The organism is Roseovarius sp. M141 (assembly GCF_024355225.1).
Lineage (GTDB): Bacteria > Pseudomonadota > Alphaproteobacteria > Rhodobacterales > Rhodobacteraceae > Roseovarius.
This window is the reverse complement of record NZ_VCNH01000008.1, coordinates 1785657-1801693: the sequence shown is the minus strand read 5'-3', so window position 1 is coordinate 1801693 and position 16037 is coordinate 1785657. Positions and strand designations below refer to the sequence as shown.

Here is a 16037-nt window from a genome sequence, read left to right as displayed (position 1 = left end):
CCAGACCATCGCCCGCAAGATCACGAGGATAAAATGCTCCAGTTCGACTCCAAGGTTCAGACTATCGAGGGCGTCACCGTCTTTGGCGATCACATCCGCCCGGATCAGTTCTGGTACCTGCCCGGACCCGCGCCCACGCTTGGGCACCGTGACCCCGGCAATGTGCCCCAGTTCACGCTGATCACCTATCGCGCGGCATCGGCTGACAGCGACATGAAGGGTGGCGGGTTCCTGACGCTGGAATCGGTTCTGAAGCTCGACAATCGAACCAAGCGCAAGATCCTGTCCAAGCTGGCGCAGGTGTCCGACGGCCCGCCGATCTTGTCGCCCGTGCCGCTGGACGAAGGTTCGGTGCGCATTGTTGCGCTCGATCTCGAAGGTGGAGGCGGCACCACCGCCGACGCGGCCCCTCCGGGCGGGTTCCGGGCGGTCGAAAAGATACTGGGCGCCACAATTCCGTCGATGAGCGGCGATAACAACGCGCTTTTCAGCCTTGCCCTCAGCCAGGAAGGCGCGGTGATCCTGGATCAGGCGTTCAAGCAGGGCGGCGCGCCGGTCGGCGTGATCTACAGCTTCATCTATACCGGGCTGAACCCCGCCTTGGACGTGGAAATCAAGGCCAATTACAAACGCATCTTCGACCATCTCAGCATGGGGATCGACCTGACGGCCGGGGCGGTGATCGGCGGTGTGCCTGTCTACCTTGAGGCGGGCATTGACCTTGCCTTTGAAAAGCTGATTCAGGACGGCGTCATCGAAATCAAGGTGATCAATTTTTCAACCGCCGAAGACAAGTCGGACAAAGAAAACTGGGCGCTGGATTTTTTCAAGAACGATCTCCTGAAACAATGGTTCGAGCCGACACTGGCACCGATCAGACCCAGTACGCAGGCACCGGGCGGCGCAACCACACCGGGCGGGGCGACGACCCCCGGCGAACCCGCGGCACCCGGTGGCACGCCCGGCGAACCAGCAGCGCCCGGTGACACGCCAGGCGAACCTGCAGCACCCGGTGACACACCCGGCGGGCCTGCAGCACCCGGTGATACGCCCGGCGAACCTGCGGCTCCGGGTGGCGGCAGCGCACCCTCACCGGGAGGGCCGGGACCCGGCGGCGGCACGACACCAGCCCCCGGCGGCGGCGAAAGCCCGGCATCAGCGATGCTGTTGTTTTCCGGCGCCGGCATGGACGCGATTGCGACGTCCGAGGTTCTTGCCGAAACGCTTGCCCAGGCGACGATGACAAAAGCGATCGACGTACCCCATGGAGGGCGCGATGTGAGCATGGCGCAGGCGAGCGACGGGCGCGAGGTGACCCTGACATTTGCGGGACGCGGGCGGCCCAATGCGGTCGAGGTTGCTGGCCAATCGCGCGCCCTTGACGGGCTGGGCGCGGTGCGCTTCGACGTGGGGCCGGGCGAAACGATCGCCTTCCAGGCCCTCTATCCGGCAGCCGTGGGGCAGACGGAGACTTTTCGGTTGATGTTCGATGTCGACAAGCCCGCAGCGGGTGGCTGGAACGTGGCACCGCCGAGCCGCGCCTATACCAACTATCTGAACAATCAGCCGTTTCCCCCCGATGTGCAATTCATGCGCACCCGCGCTGCGGACGGGTCCACCGGCGCGGACGCCCTGCGCAGCTGGATCGCGCAATCCACCGCCGAGGTGCTGATCGACGGTCACGCAAGCTTTGAAGGGGACTCGGCTCGCGAAACCGCCGACCGGGAACTGTCACAACGCCGGGTCGATGTGGCTCAGGGCATCATCGGATCACGCGTCAGTATCGGCGCGACAGTTGCCCACGGCTTCACCCGCGCCCGCGATGCCGGACGCGTGCGTGACGCCAGCGATCGAGTCGCCGAGATATCACGCCAGGGCGACACCGCCCCCGCCACGACGATCACCGGAACCGTAGTCCGCAGCGGCGGCACGACCCCCGGTGGACCGACACCCGGCGGACCTACCCCCGGTGGTCCCACACCCGGCGGCCCTACCCCCGGCGGTCCCACGCCCGGCGGCCCTACGCCCGGTGGACCTGCACCCGGCGGTCCCACGCCCGGTGGACCCACACCCGGTGGACCCACGCCCGGCGGTCCTGCACCGACCCCCGGTGGTGGTGGACCAGCCATCACCTTTCCCACCGACATCCCCGACATGGGCATCAAGCTGGCCTTCAAGCTGCAAAAGATTGAGCAGATCGAGGACAAGAAGCTGACGCTGCACTACAACCGACAGCAGGCGGTTCAGCGCAAACATGCCCCGCAGGGTGCCATCGCCATGATGGCCAAGGATCTGTCCGGCCCGCCGCATTTCATCACCGTCGACCTCGACAGCCCGTTCTTCCGCAAGATCGAGATCAAGGTCGACAACCCTGTCGACTACGCTCAGCTGGGCCTGATGGCCACGGATGTGGAGATCGAATACGGATCGCGCAACGATCCCGCGACCCTGAAACGCCGCGATATGTCGTTTCTGCGGAGCGGGCCGACATCCGACAGCCATACGTTTTTCATGAACGATGCGCACGACCTCGATTACCGGATCACGCTGCAATACCATTTCGACCCGATGTCGGGCTGGGACGGTCGCGCACTCAGTTACACGATGCCGCCCGAGACGACGTTGGACCGCACACTTCTGATCAACCCGTTCAACCATTTCGGCTTTGTCGACATCAAGGTCCTGCCCGGAGAGCTGGACCGAGGCATGATCCGCCATACCGAGGTGCAGCTGCGCTATGATGGCGGCGACTGGCAGCGCGACAGGACGATCGTGGTGCGCCCGGACTCGCCCGAACAGAGCTGGAAACTGCGGCTGGACGATCCCGAGCGGCGCGACTTTTCCTACACGCTGCGCCACCATCTGGTCGACGGATCGGTGCGCGAGGTGGAAAGCACGGCGACACGGGTGCCCTCCGTCACTGTCAACGATCCCTTCGATGACGCCCTGATCGTCGAGTTCTTTCCGAATTTCGACGGCGCGGCGCTGCAGAAGATGTTCGTCAAGGTCATCTACGAGGATCGGATAAACGATTATCGGCGCGAAGAGGATCTGACTTTTGAGGGTGCGCTGTTGCAGCCCCAACGGCTGCGCATCGCCCGGTTCGACCGGACCCGGCAGGCATATTCCTTCCAGATCACAACCCTAGGCACTGACCATTCGGTCAAGCGCTTTGCCCCCGTCACCTCGGAAGAGACGATCATTTTCCTGGGTGAGCATCTGTCCAATTAACAAGGAGATATTGAAATGTCCGCAGCAAAGACCAAAGGAAAAACCGCCAAGGAGCTGAGCGCGCTGATCGAAAGCGGGCAGGCCCAAGCAGAAACCATGCAGGCGCAGGCACGCGAGAATATGACGCTAAGCGCCGAAGAGGCACAGCGCCCGGTGTCCAGCCGCGTGACCGCCTCCGCGACCATGGCGTTCGAGCCGTCCTACGGCGAAATGGGCAAGGGCGAGGCCGCCGCCGCCGAAGGTGCGGTCGAGGCGATCAGCCAACCCAAGCCCGAAGCCATGGCAATGCCCAGGGCGGCCAGCACGTCCGCGACCGCGCTGGATGCCTATTGGGGCACCTATGCCACCCCCGAAGAACGCCGCGCGGCGTCCGAGATGGCCCCGATGATGCCAGAGGTCGTCATCGGAACCGATGAACGCATCGAAGTGACCAACAATGAGCAGTATCCTTGGCGCTGCATCTGTTCGCTGAATATCCGCGCGCAGGATGGGTCGAATTTTATCGGCACCGGATGGCTGGTCAGCCCGCGCGTGGTGCTGACCGCAGGCCATTGCGTGTTCCTGCACGGCGCCGGTGGCTGGGCCAGCAGCATCGAGGTGATCCCAGGCCGTCGCGGCAGCAGCCAGCCGTTCGGATCGGCCTCGACCGGGGCATTGCGCAGCGTGCGCGGATGGACCGAAAGCCAGAATTCGGACATGGATTATGGTGCGATCCTGCTGCCCGAGGACGCGCGGTTCGGCGACCGGCTGGGCTGGTTAGGCTATACGAACCGGTCCGACAGCGAACTGGAATCGGGTGTCGTCAACCTGTCGGGCTATCCCGGTGACAAACCATCGGGCACGCAGTGGTTCCATTCGATGGCCATCGCCAGCCACACCGAGTTCAAGATCAAATACATGATCGACACGTTCGGCGGCCAAAGCGGCGCGCCCGTCTGGCAATACCTGCCCGACGGAGGGCGCTACGGTGTTGGCATCCACACCAGCGGGCACCTGTCGGGCAACTCGGCCACACGGATCACGGCGGGCGTGTTCAACAACATCGTCAGCTGGATCGGTCAGGCCCCGTGATGGCGACATGACGAGGTTGGCATGACGGCGGCGGGCAGGTCCGGATCGGATGCCGGTGATGCAAATGCCGACGGGACACGCGCTGCCCCGTCGGTCATCACTGGCCGGGTCCTTGGGCCGGACGGTACGCCGGTGATCGGCGCGATGGTCATGGTCACCGGCGACAGCCCGCGCCATCAGGACATCGGTCAGGTCACGGGCCCGGATGGCACCTACCGATACGGCGCGCTGATACCGGGACGCTATACGTTGCTGGCCCGCGCCGCAGACGGGCGTAGCGGAACCGGACAGGTCACGGTCAATCCGGGCAGCCAGGCCGTTTTGGACATCACAGTGCAGGAGGAGGACCGGCAATGACCCATGCAACCGCCATCCCCGATGCGACCCCTGATCGGCGCCCCCCTGACCTGCTGCCCCAAGCGGCCCGTCTGGGGCTGGCAGGCTATCCGGCAGGCTTGCGCGCGCGCGCTGAGACGGCTCTGCGAACGCTTGCTGGCGAGCGGCTGTCGCGCGACGAGCTGTGGACCGGCAGCGATTTGACCGGAGATGGATTTCCGTTCGAGCTGTCCTTTGCCGCCGCCGATCCCAGGCTGCGCTGGACGTTCGATCCCGCCGCCGCCCTCCCCCCGGACCGCCGCCTGCCCTTTGTGCTGGATGGTCTGGCGCGGCTGGGCTGGGACGGTGATACCGGACTGCTGGATGTGGCGCTACCCCACGTACCGCCCGGCGGGTTCGGCGCCTGGGTTGGCGGGCGTCATGGCGCTGCGGGCGATGACTACAAGGCCTATCTGGAATGGACGGATGACGACAAGGCCGCGCAAATGATCGCCGACCTCGCCCTTCCGCGTCCGCCGGGAAATGTCGGGGGGCTGAGTACCCGCATGCTGGCGCTTGGCCCCGGCCCGCGACGCGAGGTGTATTACCGTGGCTCCCCCGTACCAGAGGCGCTGGTCAACCTCCTCCACCCCGTCGGGCTGGCGCACCGCGCCGACGACATCCGCAGGGTGATCGAAGACAGCTACGAACACAGGCTGCGCGACCGGTTGCCCGGCGGCGACGTGGGGTTCAGTTACAGCGTGGATTCATCAGGACTGTTGCCCACGCTCACCCTCTTTTTCTTCGCACGCTGCCTTTGGGGCGGCGACGGCGCGATCCGCGGCAAGATGCTGGCGCAGTTGCAAGCCGCCGGGGCTGATATCACACCCTATACCGTCGCCTCCCGCGCTTTGGCCAATGGCAAAAGCGCGAAAACGCGCCACGGCATGATCGCGCTGACCATAACCGACGTCGGCCACTTCTGGGGCGTCGGGCTGCGCCCCGCAACCCGGCCATGACCGCGCGCACACCCGATATTTAATACCGATTTCAAGAAAGGACGCTGCATGCCGACCAATCTGACCGCGACACCGGGCGCCGATTTTCAGGCGCCGATAGCGCTTGCCACACTGTCACACGGCGCAATGCCGGAACGGATCAAGGCCCTGTCCGGTGCTGTGCCGCGCAACAAGGCCACAGCGCCCGTGGCGCCCAGCCCTACGCCGCAGGACACCCAGCTGTTCGAGGATGCTGCCAACCCCTCGCTGAAGTTCTGGCTGCCGCGCTATCATCTGGGCGAGGAACTGGTTTCGGGCCAGACCCGCTATCGGATCGGCTTTAGCGACACCGACGGCACATGGCGTCTGGCACTGCGGCTTGAGACATTGCCCGCCTCTGCGCTGGCCGCAACCGCCAGCCAGCATAGCGCCCTGCCCCATGACATCGAGGTTATTTTGTCCTACACGGTGCAGGGCGCGCGCGCATCCCGTAAATCGCTTCTGTTTCAGGAGGTTATCAGAGACGAAGACGGCGCGGATGTAGCCCTTGTTCTGTCCGGCATGCCCCAACGCGATGAGGTTTTCGCGGTACTTCAGGATCCCGCACGCGGCGCAACGCTGATTGTGAACCGCAAGGCAAGGCTGATGATCCCCGAAGCACAGGAAACCGCGCGAACCGAGGCAAGCGCCGTGAACCCGCAAGTGCTGACAGCGCGTGTCCGCGCCATCGACCCGCGCATTGCCGTCGCGGTGCGGCCGCTGAAGCCAGCTGTCCGGCCAACGGGACCGGTTATCCGGCCGACCGGGCCGATCGTCCGCCCGACTGGGCCGGTCATTGCCCAGCCCACGCCGGCACTGGTAAAACCCATCGTCGTCTTCAATGGGTCGGAACGTGTCGATATTCGCGGGCGCAAGTTTGATCGCTATAATCTGGGCGTGAAGAACTCGAAATCCTTTCACCCCAGCCTGTTCGCCGGCGCGCCGCAACTGCCGCCCTGCGGTGCGAACAAGAACGCGTCGCGCACCTGGCTCGATATTCTGGACGGCAAAACCGGTGCCCGGCTTTATGGCTACTGCGCATTTTCCAGCCCCGGAAATCTGCGCAACTTCTCGCTGACAATTCCCGCAGGCACCGCGCCGCCCAGCTCTGTGCGCATATCGCTGACCGACCGGCAGACCCGCAAGCGGGTCCTGTCCGATCCGGTGAAGATCACGCAGCTTGCCCCGCCCGAGCCTCAGTTCATCCTGATCGAAGCCGAGATGGAGCAGGCCGTGTCACCCGAACCCTTCGCCTTTTCCGCCGATCTGCACGGCTATATATTTGATGGCCTGTCCAGCGGCGGCAATGGCACGCCGGGCCAGCCCCCGACCAGTGGAGTTTTGCGGCGACGCCAGGAGTTCGCGGGCAATGTACATTCCTATTTTCAGGACGCCACCGAGCGGAACGTGTTCTTCTACCTGCCTGACGATTTCCGCATCAGTCGGCGCGGCGGCGCGCTACGCTCGCCCTTCATGACGCTGCGTGTCCGTTCAAATGGCGGGTCGACGACGAATACCGATGTGACGCTGGATTACGCAGTCGCACCCTACACCGACCCTGCCCGCCTGACGGACGCCCGCACAGCCCTAGCGGCGCAGACCTCGCAGGATGCAGAAGCCATCGTGCTACAGGCGTTCGTTACATCAGAGGTGCGGTTTACGATCCACCGCCCGACCGAGGCAGGCCGCGTGACCGAGGAAAGGCTGGGGGGGGCCTTGATGCTGCAATCGACCGTATTTGACACGCTGTCGATCCCGGTCGCCGATTTCCAGATTGCCTTCGATGCGATGCTGGGACGCACCGCAAGCGTTTTTGGTGGGCAGGTCGATATCGAGATCGAGGGTTGGGAAACGGAATCGCTGCCCTTCGTCGCCGATTTTCGCAGACTGGCCGGCCCCGTCGTGGATGTGGCACTCGGCTCGGGAGGCGCCACGCTGGCGGTGAGCGTTACGAACGCCATCGAAAGCCCGCTGTTGCTGGACGATCTTGCCCTGTCGGCAACGCGCGCGGGGGTAGCTGTGCCGATCAACCTTTCCGACCAGATCACAAATGGAATGCAGCTTGCAACGGGGGAAACGCTCGACCTGACAACGAGCATACCGGTCGTGTTCAGCCTTGTGCGCGCCACTTTGCAAGTAACGACCGCGCCCCGCATCGAGCTCGACGACGCCGCGATCCTGGACTCAATCCTCGACCGCTCGACGCTGGAATATTACCGCGAGGTCGAAATTCATGCGATCGCAGCGGTGTTTGCGGTCCCTGCCGACCGGCCCCATGATCAGATCCACACCATTCTGGTCGAATTCGAGGGCGGCGCGACGGTGGCGCTGAATGAGGCAACGCAAAAGGTGATTGCCCGCGTCGATTACCCCTTTGACGAGGTGATCCTGCGGCGCGTGCGGCCTGACAGCACGTACCGGTACACCAAGACCGTGATCCGGGTGAACGGCCGACAGGATCGCGACCCCGAGCCGCTGACCAGCAGTTCCAACATCCTGTTCCTCAGCGTCTTTCCGTGATCCGCGGGGGGGCGCGTGCGAGATGATCATCCTCAAGGGGCTACCGGATTTTGGCGAAACGCTGGTACTGGAGGACGGACCCGTCTGGCGGGCCTTTGGACAGGACAACTGGCTCGCGCCCCATACCACGCTTGGGCTGGCCACCAGCGCGGACGGCCTGCCCTCGTTTCGGTTGTCGATCACACGGCCCACCACCCCGTTCCTGCCGCCTGCGCCGTTTGGCGTGCTGGATGTCGGCCTCGCCGCGACACGGGCGCAAACCGACCTGCTGGAGGCGTTGCGCGAGGGCCACCCCGGCGCGACATTGGCGCCGCTTGAGGCGCTCACCGGGCAGCTCAAACTGGGCAGCGTGCCGGGCGCGATCGCCTTGCCGGGCGATGTCACCGGCACCGCGACGCTGGTGATGCGCGGCGACGGCACCGCCCGGTTTGTGCGCCGCCTTCACATCGATAGCGCCGCGATCATGGAAGCCCTGCTGCAGGACGGAACGCTGCCGCTGTTCGTCACCGGCGCCATCGGCTATCGCGGCGTGTCCCCACGTCTGGCGATGACCGCGACCTTTGACCCCGGCGCTTTGCTCGATGTCCTTGGGGCGCGGGCCGGGCCGGACCCGATCAGCCGCGACGCGCTGACCCGCACGGTCGAGGGCGTACTGGATGCCCTGCCCCTGGATCTGTCGGACCGGGTGGGGCCCGAGGCGGGCGATGCGCTGTCCCAGACCCTCACTGACAGGTTGATTGCGCGGTTCGCGGTCCCGGCGCCCAGCGACGACCCGGATACCGGCACACCGCGTTTCACCCTGCCAACCGGCGCCGATGCTGGCCATGGCCGGTTCGAATGGGATCTGTCCCAGCCAATCGCCACCTTGCGCTGGATCACCCTGGCCACCGACCCGTTCACGCTGTTGCGTGATTTTCTGGCCCAACACGGGCCGGACCCATTGATCCAGCGCAGCACGCTTGCTCCCATTCCCACCGGTGCGCGGCGGCTGAGCGTTTTGGCCAACCTGCCTACCGGCGCGGAACAAATCACGGGGCTGCACGCCCTAGGCGTCACCCTGACGGCACCGCCACTGGCGCCGCACCGTCCGCGCCCGGCCATCGTCTCGGCAATGCTGGACGCGGCCACCGATGCAATGGGATTAACCCTTGCCCTGTCGCCGGGCGAGCCGTTGGCCTATCGGGTATCGGGGTTCGCCATCCTCGCGGATGCGGCGGGGGTCCGGCGGCTGGAGGGTGCGACGCGCGATTGCACCGATGCCGTCCTGACGCTGACCCCGAACGATTTCGGACTGGAGATGATACGAATCAGCGGCGCGCCGGATCTGCTGGCGCTGGCCCGGATCACTGGCACGCTTGACCATACGCAGGACGGGCGTGCATTTTCACAACCCATTGCGCTGGACACAGCAAGCACCGCACAGACGCTAGCCCTGCCCTTGGGCACGGATGCGACGCTGACGCTCGCGGCCCACGACCAGACCGGCGACTCGGTGCTCACCCTTGCCCCCTTTGCCGCCCGTAGCACGAGGATCGAGCTGGGGCAGTTTGCCGGATATGGCCCGCAGCGCGCCACTCTACGTTGCGACCTGCCCACGGGCGCGCGCCTCGCGGTCGAGCTGCGCGCGGAAACGAGCGATCAGATCGATACCCTCCTGTTCCGCGACGACAAGGCCGAGCGGCACTGGACCTATTCCGCCCTCTCGCCCTTTACCCCGGGGTTTCACTGGCGACTGATGGCCGACGAGGACGCCCCGCCGGGTGATTGGCATTACCACGCGGATGCACGCATCCCCCTGATCCTGCCGCCTACGCCGGTTTAGTCGATGACCGCAGCACGAATAGCCGAGGATCGTAAGGAGACCTGTTTGACGTCAGTGCCTATTGGCCCAAACAGGGTGATTTGATAAGGGAGTGTTCTGGTTCATCGTCACCGCCAAGGCGTGGGACATGAGACATCCATTCGGCACGGGGAATAGCCCTGCGAGACAATCGGGGTAAGCCTAGGTGCTTTTCAGTTCCGCCCAGTTCGTATTCCTGTTTCTCCCCCTCAGCCTTGTGGGCTATTTTGTCACGGCGCGCCTCTTCGGCCAACGGGCAAGCCTGTGGTGGCTGATCGTCTGCTCTCTGTTTTTCTATGGCTATTGGAAATTTGAGTACCTGCCGCTGCTGGTTGGGTCGATCGCCGCCAATTTCGCAATCTCAAGGGGCATTCAACACTACATCGCCCCCCCGGTGCCCGCCCGAAGCAAAAGCTTTGCGCTTTTGATGCTGGGCATCGCCCTTAACCTTGGTCTGCTCGCTTACTTCAAATATTTCGCGTTCCTGATCGAGACGGTGAATGGCCTCGTCAGGAGTGATCTGAGCGTGCCCGACATTCTCTTGCCGTTGGCGATTTCATTCTTCACCTTTCAGCAGATCACCTATCTGGTCGATAGCTACAAGGGCAAAGCCGAGCGCAGTTCGGCACTGAACTACGCGGTTTTCGTGACCTTCTTTCCTCAGTTGATCGCCGGTCCCATCGTTCACCACAAGGAGATGATGCCACAGTTCATGCGGCGCACCACGTCCATGCTGCGCTGGAAAAACCTGTTGGCGGGCTGCATCATATTTTCTCTGGGATTGTTCAAAAAGGTCGTCATCGCCGACACCTTCGCCATTTATGCCGATGTGGGGTATGCGGATCATACCCAGCTGACCATTCTGGATGCGTGGATCACGACGTTTTCCTACACGTTCCAGCTGTATTTCGACTTCAGCGGCTATAGTGACATGGCGATCGGGGCGGCGCGCATGTTTGGCATACGCCTGCCGCTGAACTTTTTCTCGCCTTACAAGGCGCTGTCGATTCAGGATTTCTGGCGTCGCTGGCACATCACGCTGTCCCGGTTCCTGCGTGATTATATCTACATCCCGCTCGGCGGAAATCGACGTGGCGAAATGCGCGTCAGTGCCAATCTGATGACGACCTTCCTGCTGGGCGGGCTGTGGCACGGGGCGGGTTGGACTTTTATCATCTGGGGGGCCATTCATGGCGCCGGACTGGTCGTAGAGCGTGCGTTCGCCATGACCGGCTTGCGCCTGCCGACGATCCTTAAATGGGCGCTGACCTTTTTCATGGTACATCTTGCGTGGGTGTTTTTCCGCGCCGAAAGCGCCGCCCAGGCGGTAGATATCCTGCAAACGATGTTTGGCCTGAACCCCGATGCGATGGAAGGGCCGAAGCATGTCGTGATATCGGATGCCAGCGCGGCGGGCAAATACCTGCTGCTGGCATTGATCGGCGTCTTGGCTCTGCCCAACACGGATCAATTTTCCCGCGATATCAGGCCGATGTGGAAGACGGTCCTGGCCTCAATCCTGTTCGGAATTGCCTGCATCTTTATGCTGATTTCTCGCAGTGACGTTTTCCTCTACTTCAACTTTTGAAGGAACGGCCCTCATGTACCGCCGCCGCCTGACCATCTTTGCCGCGATCGCCACCGCCATCATTCTAAGCCTTCCGATCGCCAATCTCGCATTGCGCGCCTATATCGGAGGCAAGCTGTGGCCGTCCGAGACGCGTGATCTATGGTCACTGGACCGCGTCGAAGGCAATGTCGCTTATCTGCTCATGTCGTGCTGCAATCGCTCGATGTATCCCGGACGCACGCGGATCGGGCGAAACGGTTACTTTTTCCTTGGCGACGATGATGGGCAGGTCATCAGCAAGGCGACTGGCAGCTGGCAACCACCAGCGGGGCTGATTGAAGATCGCGCCGCCGGTCTGGCCCGTCTTCAGCAAAGGGTTGCAGATGCAGGCGCTGCTCTGGCTGTTGTGATCGCGCCGAACAAACATTCGGTTTACCCCGAAATGCTGCCGCCGGATCTGAACCCGGCGCAGCAAACCGTGACCGACGCATTCGTAAATCGCGCCGAAGCGATGGGTGTTTCCATCCTGGACCTGCGGCCGGTGATGCGGCGGCTCAAGGAAACCAGCCAAGCCTATTTGAAAACCGATACGCATTGGACCCGTGCCGGGGCAGCGGCCAGCTATGATAATGTCATGCGATTCCTAAGTGATCAGCACGCGGTTCCGGCATCGCCCGTCGACTACCAGCTGACCCCGGTCAATCGCCCGGCCGGGGACCTCGTTCGCCTTCTTAAAATGCATGAGATGTTTGGCCCGGATCACGAGGTCGACTACCGCATCACGATGACCCCGCCCCCCGAAACATGCCTGGCGACGCTCAGCCTGCTGTCTGGTGACACCAGCGCATGTGTCCCCTCGGGTGATGGTGAGGTGTCGGTCATGGACAGATCCATGAAGATGACCCGGACCGACAATGCGCCCAATGACCAGACCGTTTTAATGCTGTGCGACTCCTTCTGCACCGCCTCCTCGGCCCTGTTCGACGCCAGCTTCAGGGTCGTCTATCGCGTACATTGGAAGTTTATTGATAGCGCCGCGCTCGGCCGATATCTGGAGGCGTTCGCGCCCGATATCGTCATTGTCCAGATGGTTGAGCGTGACATGCTATCCTTCACCGAAAGCGGAAATTAGCTCCGCACATTTGGCGGAACAGGATCGCAACCTTCTAGGTGCGTATCCGCCGCGCCCCCCCCCACCTGAGCGCGCCAGCCATTCCCCGCAGACGCGCCGCGTATTTCAGCCTGCGCTTTGAGGACAGCAACGTGGCCGGTGACAACGCTCTGATACCCGTTTTCAAGACCGCACCAAGGCAGGCCAGCCGCATACCGTGCTTGCGCGCCGTGTAGATCTGCGAAAACCCCCAATGCCAGTTTTTGAGTTTCTCGCTCTTGGGAGACCACCCGGATGATGCCCCACCAATGTGACTGACCTTGGCATCGTGCACATACATCAGGTTGCCTCTGGCCGCCGACAGGCGAACGCTCAGGTCATCGTCCTCGAAGAACAGAAATATCTTGGTGTCAAAGCCACCGACCGCATTGAAATCGGCGCGGCGCACGAAAAATGCAGCGCCGGACAGAACCGGCAGAATGGTGTCTTGTGTCAACTCACCCCGTGGCACCCACGCCCCGCGCGGCACCAGATCGCTGCGCCGCTTCAGGATGGACGTGCCGTCGTCGTTGAGGATCCGGGGGTTGAAGGCGGATATATCAGGGCGCCGGTCCGCGGCGAGAACCAGATTTTGCAAGGTATCCGGAAACAGCGCAGTGTCCGGGTTTAGAAACAGCAGAAACTCGGTTTCAGCCGCTTCGGCGCCCTTGTTACAGCCTGTTCCGAAACCCAGATTTCTGTCGCTTTCGATGAGCTGTGTCTTGTTCTCTCTGGCTGCGACCAGCTCTCGCAGCTTGGGGCGATCCTGCGAGGCATTATCGAATATCACCACGGGCGTCTGCGCGGGCACCGATGCAAGCATATCAGCAAGAACTGCTGAGCTGTTATAGGCAACGGTTACAATCGTGACGCGTTCGGCTGCATTACTCTGATGCATTGAGGTTCCGCCTGGCAAGCGCCCTGATTTTGCGACGATACAAGGGACGTAGAATTTCCCGCCTCATTTTCTCGACGAATCCGCCCTTGCGGCTGATCAGGCTACCGCCCAGCTCGCTTGAAATTTCACGCACGCCCGACGGCCACACGGTCAGCACCCGTACGTTATGAACCCACTGCATTTGCAGAAAATTATCCACCGGGCGATCAAATTTCACCGAAGCGGCCAGAAGCGCGCTTGCCGCGTCACGGGTCACCAATTGCGCGACCATGCCAAGTGCGATCCGGTCATAAGATCTCAAATGGATTGATCCGGTCGACGCAATGTCGCGCAGCGGCTCTTCGCGAAGTTTGATCGGAAACCGCACGAAATCCCCCTGTCGGGCGTTGGAAACTGCAAGGTCCAACGCGGTCGGAAAAACCTCGGGGTCAAGTTGCAGATCGTCTTCGAGGATCAGCGCGGCATCAAGCCCCTCGTCGATGATCCGTTGCCAGCAGGCCCGATGGCTGTGGAACGTGGCCACCTCGGATGGCCGCAGCTCAAACGGATAGTGAGGGCGCAAAGTTTTGCGCATGTATGCTTGGGAATGCTGATCGCTCATCTGCTGGCCGTCGACTGCCGCCACGATATGCGAGCGCAAGGGCAACATGTCTATCGTGGCTTGGACCTGCGGCAAGCGCGCATGGGCACGCTCCAGGTGGATGATCATACAATCCGGCTTCAACGCGGCGGCCCTCCACGGGGTGACAAATCTCAAACGGCAATTGGCAGAGTCTTAGAAACTATTCCAGCAAAGTGCCAGCTTCGCGGCCCAAGCGATGTAAAACTGCGCGCGGGTAGCCGACGCCGCAAAGTCTCACAACTGCGCGCTCAGGCCAACCTTAGCACGCTGTCGATCACATATTGCGTCTGCTCGTCCGTCTGGGCAGGGCACATCGGCAGGCTCAGCACTTCGTCGGCCAGACGTTCGGCCAGAGGAAAGCTGCCGCGCGCATATCCGGCATCTACGTAGGCGTTCTGCAAATGCGGCGGGATCGGATAGTGGATGACGGTCCCGATACCGGCCTCGTCCAGCCGCTTTTGGAACGCTTCACGGTCCGGGTGGCGCAGCACGTACAGATGCCAGACCGGATCAGCCCAGTCCGGCACGGATGGAACGCCAAGGCCCGCTTCGGCAAATGCCTCTGAATAGCGCCGCGCAATTTCCTGACGCCGGGCAGTTGCCGCGTCCAGGACGCTTAGCTTGACGTTCAGCACAGCGGCCTGAATGGGGTCGAGGCGACTATTCACGCCCTTGATATCGTTTTCGTATTTGACGGATGATCCGTAATTTCGCAACAACCGGGTTTTGGCGGCGATATCGCCGTCATCTGTCGTCAACGCGCCTCCGTCGCCCAATGCGCCCAGATTCTTTGTCGGATAGAAGCTCCAGGCGACGGTGCCGGCACTGCCGATCCGGCGTGACTTGTAGCGCGCGCCATGCGCCTGAGCGCCGTCTTCCAGCACCGACAGATCATGTTGCCGTGCGATGCTCTCCAAGGCGTCCATGTCCGCAGGCTGGCCATATAGATGCACCGGCAGGATGGCCCTTGTGCGATCAGTCACCGCCGCGCGCACGGCATCAGGGTCGATGTTATAGGTGTCCTCCAATGGCTCCACGGGCCTCGGGGTCGCGCCGCACTGGCTGACCGCCAGCCATGTGGCGATGTAGGTGTTGCTGGGCACGATGACCTCATCACCGGGGCCGATGCCCATCGCGCTCAGCCCGAGGCGCAGCGCATCCAGTCCGTTGGCCACCCCCGCGCAATGCGGACTGCCGATGTAGGCTGCAAAAGAGGCCTCGAACGCCTCCAGTTCAGGGCCCAGAACATAGGAACCCGACCGCGCGACGCGCAGCAGCTCGGCTTCGATCTGGTCCTTCACCTCGGCATGGGCCGCTTTCAGATCCAGAAACGGAACCTTCACGACACACCTACCGCGCTAAGAAATTCCGCCTTGTCCCGTATGTAATCGGCCTCGTCATAGGGGGCTGATGCCATGACCATGCAGACCGATCCCGACGAGAAATTATCGAGGTATCGCCACATCATGGGGCAGACATAGACCCCGAAATAGGACCGGTTCAGATGAAATCGCCGCTTCTCGAACCCATCGTCCAGCACCATGTCGAAACTGCCCGACATGCAGATCACGAACTGATGCAGCGCCTTGTGCGCATGTTCACCGCGATCCGCGCCGCCGGGCACGTCATACAGATAGTAGACCCGCTTTATGTCGAACGGGATGTGATTCCCGCCCTCCACGAAGGTCAGATTACCGCGCGCATCCGCGATCTTGGGCAGCTCTATGACACGGCAATCTTTCAGGGGCATGGAATTTCATCTCGCTTCTGTCCGCACCCTGAC

Annotated in this window: 12 protein-coding genes; 8 read left to right on the top strand and 4 right to left on the bottom strand. The window is 62.7% G+C overall.

Features of this window, described 5'->3' with window-relative positions; genetic code table 11:
• Positions 1 to 33 precede the first annotated feature (33 nt).
• From FGD77_RS12825 to FGD77_RS12790, 8 genes are all read left to right on the top strand, one after another.
• On the top strand, positions 34 to 3231 hold the full coding sequence (locus FGD77_RS12825; RefSeq protein WP_255010231.1) for a collagen-like protein: 3198 nt from the start codon (positions 34 to 36) through the stop codon (positions 3229 to 3231).
• A 15-nt stretch (positions 3232 to 3246) separates the two neighbouring features.
• Entirely contained in the window at positions 3247 to 4302 is a 1056-nt protein-coding gene (locus tag FGD77_RS12820) for a serine protease (RefSeq protein ID WP_255010229.1), read from the top strand.
• A 21-nt stretch (positions 4303 to 4323) separates the two neighbouring features.
• A complete protein-coding gene (locus FGD77_RS12815) occupies positions 4324 to 4659 on the top strand; it encodes a carboxypeptidase-like regulatory domain-containing protein (protein ID WP_255010228.1) in 336 nt (111 codons plus the stop codon).
• Entirely contained in the window at positions 4656 to 5636 is a 981-nt protein-coding gene (locus FGD77_RS12810; protein ID WP_255010227.1) for a hypothetical protein, read from the top strand. The genes FGD77_RS12815 and FGD77_RS12810 overlap by 4 nt, the downstream gene beginning before the upstream one ends.
• Before the next feature lie 48 nt (positions 5637 to 5684).
• Positions 5685 to 8174, top strand: a complete 2490-nt coding sequence (locus FGD77_RS12805; RefSeq protein WP_255010226.1) for a hypothetical protein — start codon at positions 5685 to 5687, stop codon at positions 8172 to 8174.
• Between the two features lie 22 nt (positions 8175 to 8196).
• A complete protein-coding gene (locus FGD77_RS12800; RefSeq protein WP_255010225.1) occupies positions 8197 to 9996 on the top strand; it encodes a hypothetical protein in 1800 nt (599 codons plus the stop codon).
• A 184-nt stretch (positions 9997 to 10180) separates the two neighbouring features.
• Positions 10181 to 11602: an MBOAT family protein gene (locus tag FGD77_RS12795; protein WP_255010221.1), complete on the top strand. Its 1422-nt coding sequence runs from the start codon at positions 10181 to 10183 to the stop codon at positions 11600 to 11602.
• 13 nt (positions 11603 to 11615) lie between these two features.
• Positions 11616 to 12716, top strand: coding sequence for a hypothetical protein (locus tag FGD77_RS12790; RefSeq protein WP_255010219.1), 1101 nt, complete (start codon positions 11616 to 11618; stop codon positions 12714 to 12716).
• A gap of 34 nt (positions 12717 to 12750) precedes the next feature.
• Here the strand turns inward: FGD77_RS12790 and FGD77_RS12785 are convergent, their stop codons facing one another.
• From FGD77_RS12785 to FGD77_RS12770, 4 genes are all read right to left on the bottom strand, one after another.
• Complete coding sequence (locus tag FGD77_RS12785; RefSeq protein WP_255010217.1) at positions 12751 to 13632, bottom strand: glycosyltransferase family 2 protein; 882 nt, start codon at positions 13630 to 13632, stop codon at positions 12751 to 12753.
• On the bottom strand, positions 13619 to 14341 hold the full coding sequence (locus tag FGD77_RS12780; protein ID WP_255010214.1) for a glycosyltransferase family 25 protein: 723 nt from the start codon (positions 14339 to 14341) through the stop codon (positions 13619 to 13621). The genes FGD77_RS12785 and FGD77_RS12780 overlap by 14 nt, the downstream gene beginning before the upstream one ends.
• Before the next feature lie 161 nt (positions 14342 to 14502).
• Positions 14503 to 15597 carry a DegT/DnrJ/EryC1/StrS family aminotransferase gene (locus FGD77_RS12775; RefSeq protein ID WP_255010213.1) on the bottom strand — a complete coding sequence of 365 codons (1095 nt, stop codon included), beginning with the start codon at positions 15595 to 15597 and terminating at the stop codon, positions 14503 to 14505.
• Entirely contained in the window at positions 15594 to 16004 is a 411-nt protein-coding gene (locus FGD77_RS12770; RefSeq protein WP_255010209.1) for an FdtA/QdtA family cupin domain-containing protein, read from the bottom strand. Before FGD77_RS12770 ends, FGD77_RS12775 begins: the two co-directional genes overlap by 4 nt.
• Between the last annotated feature and the right edge of the window lie 33 nt (positions 16005 to 16037).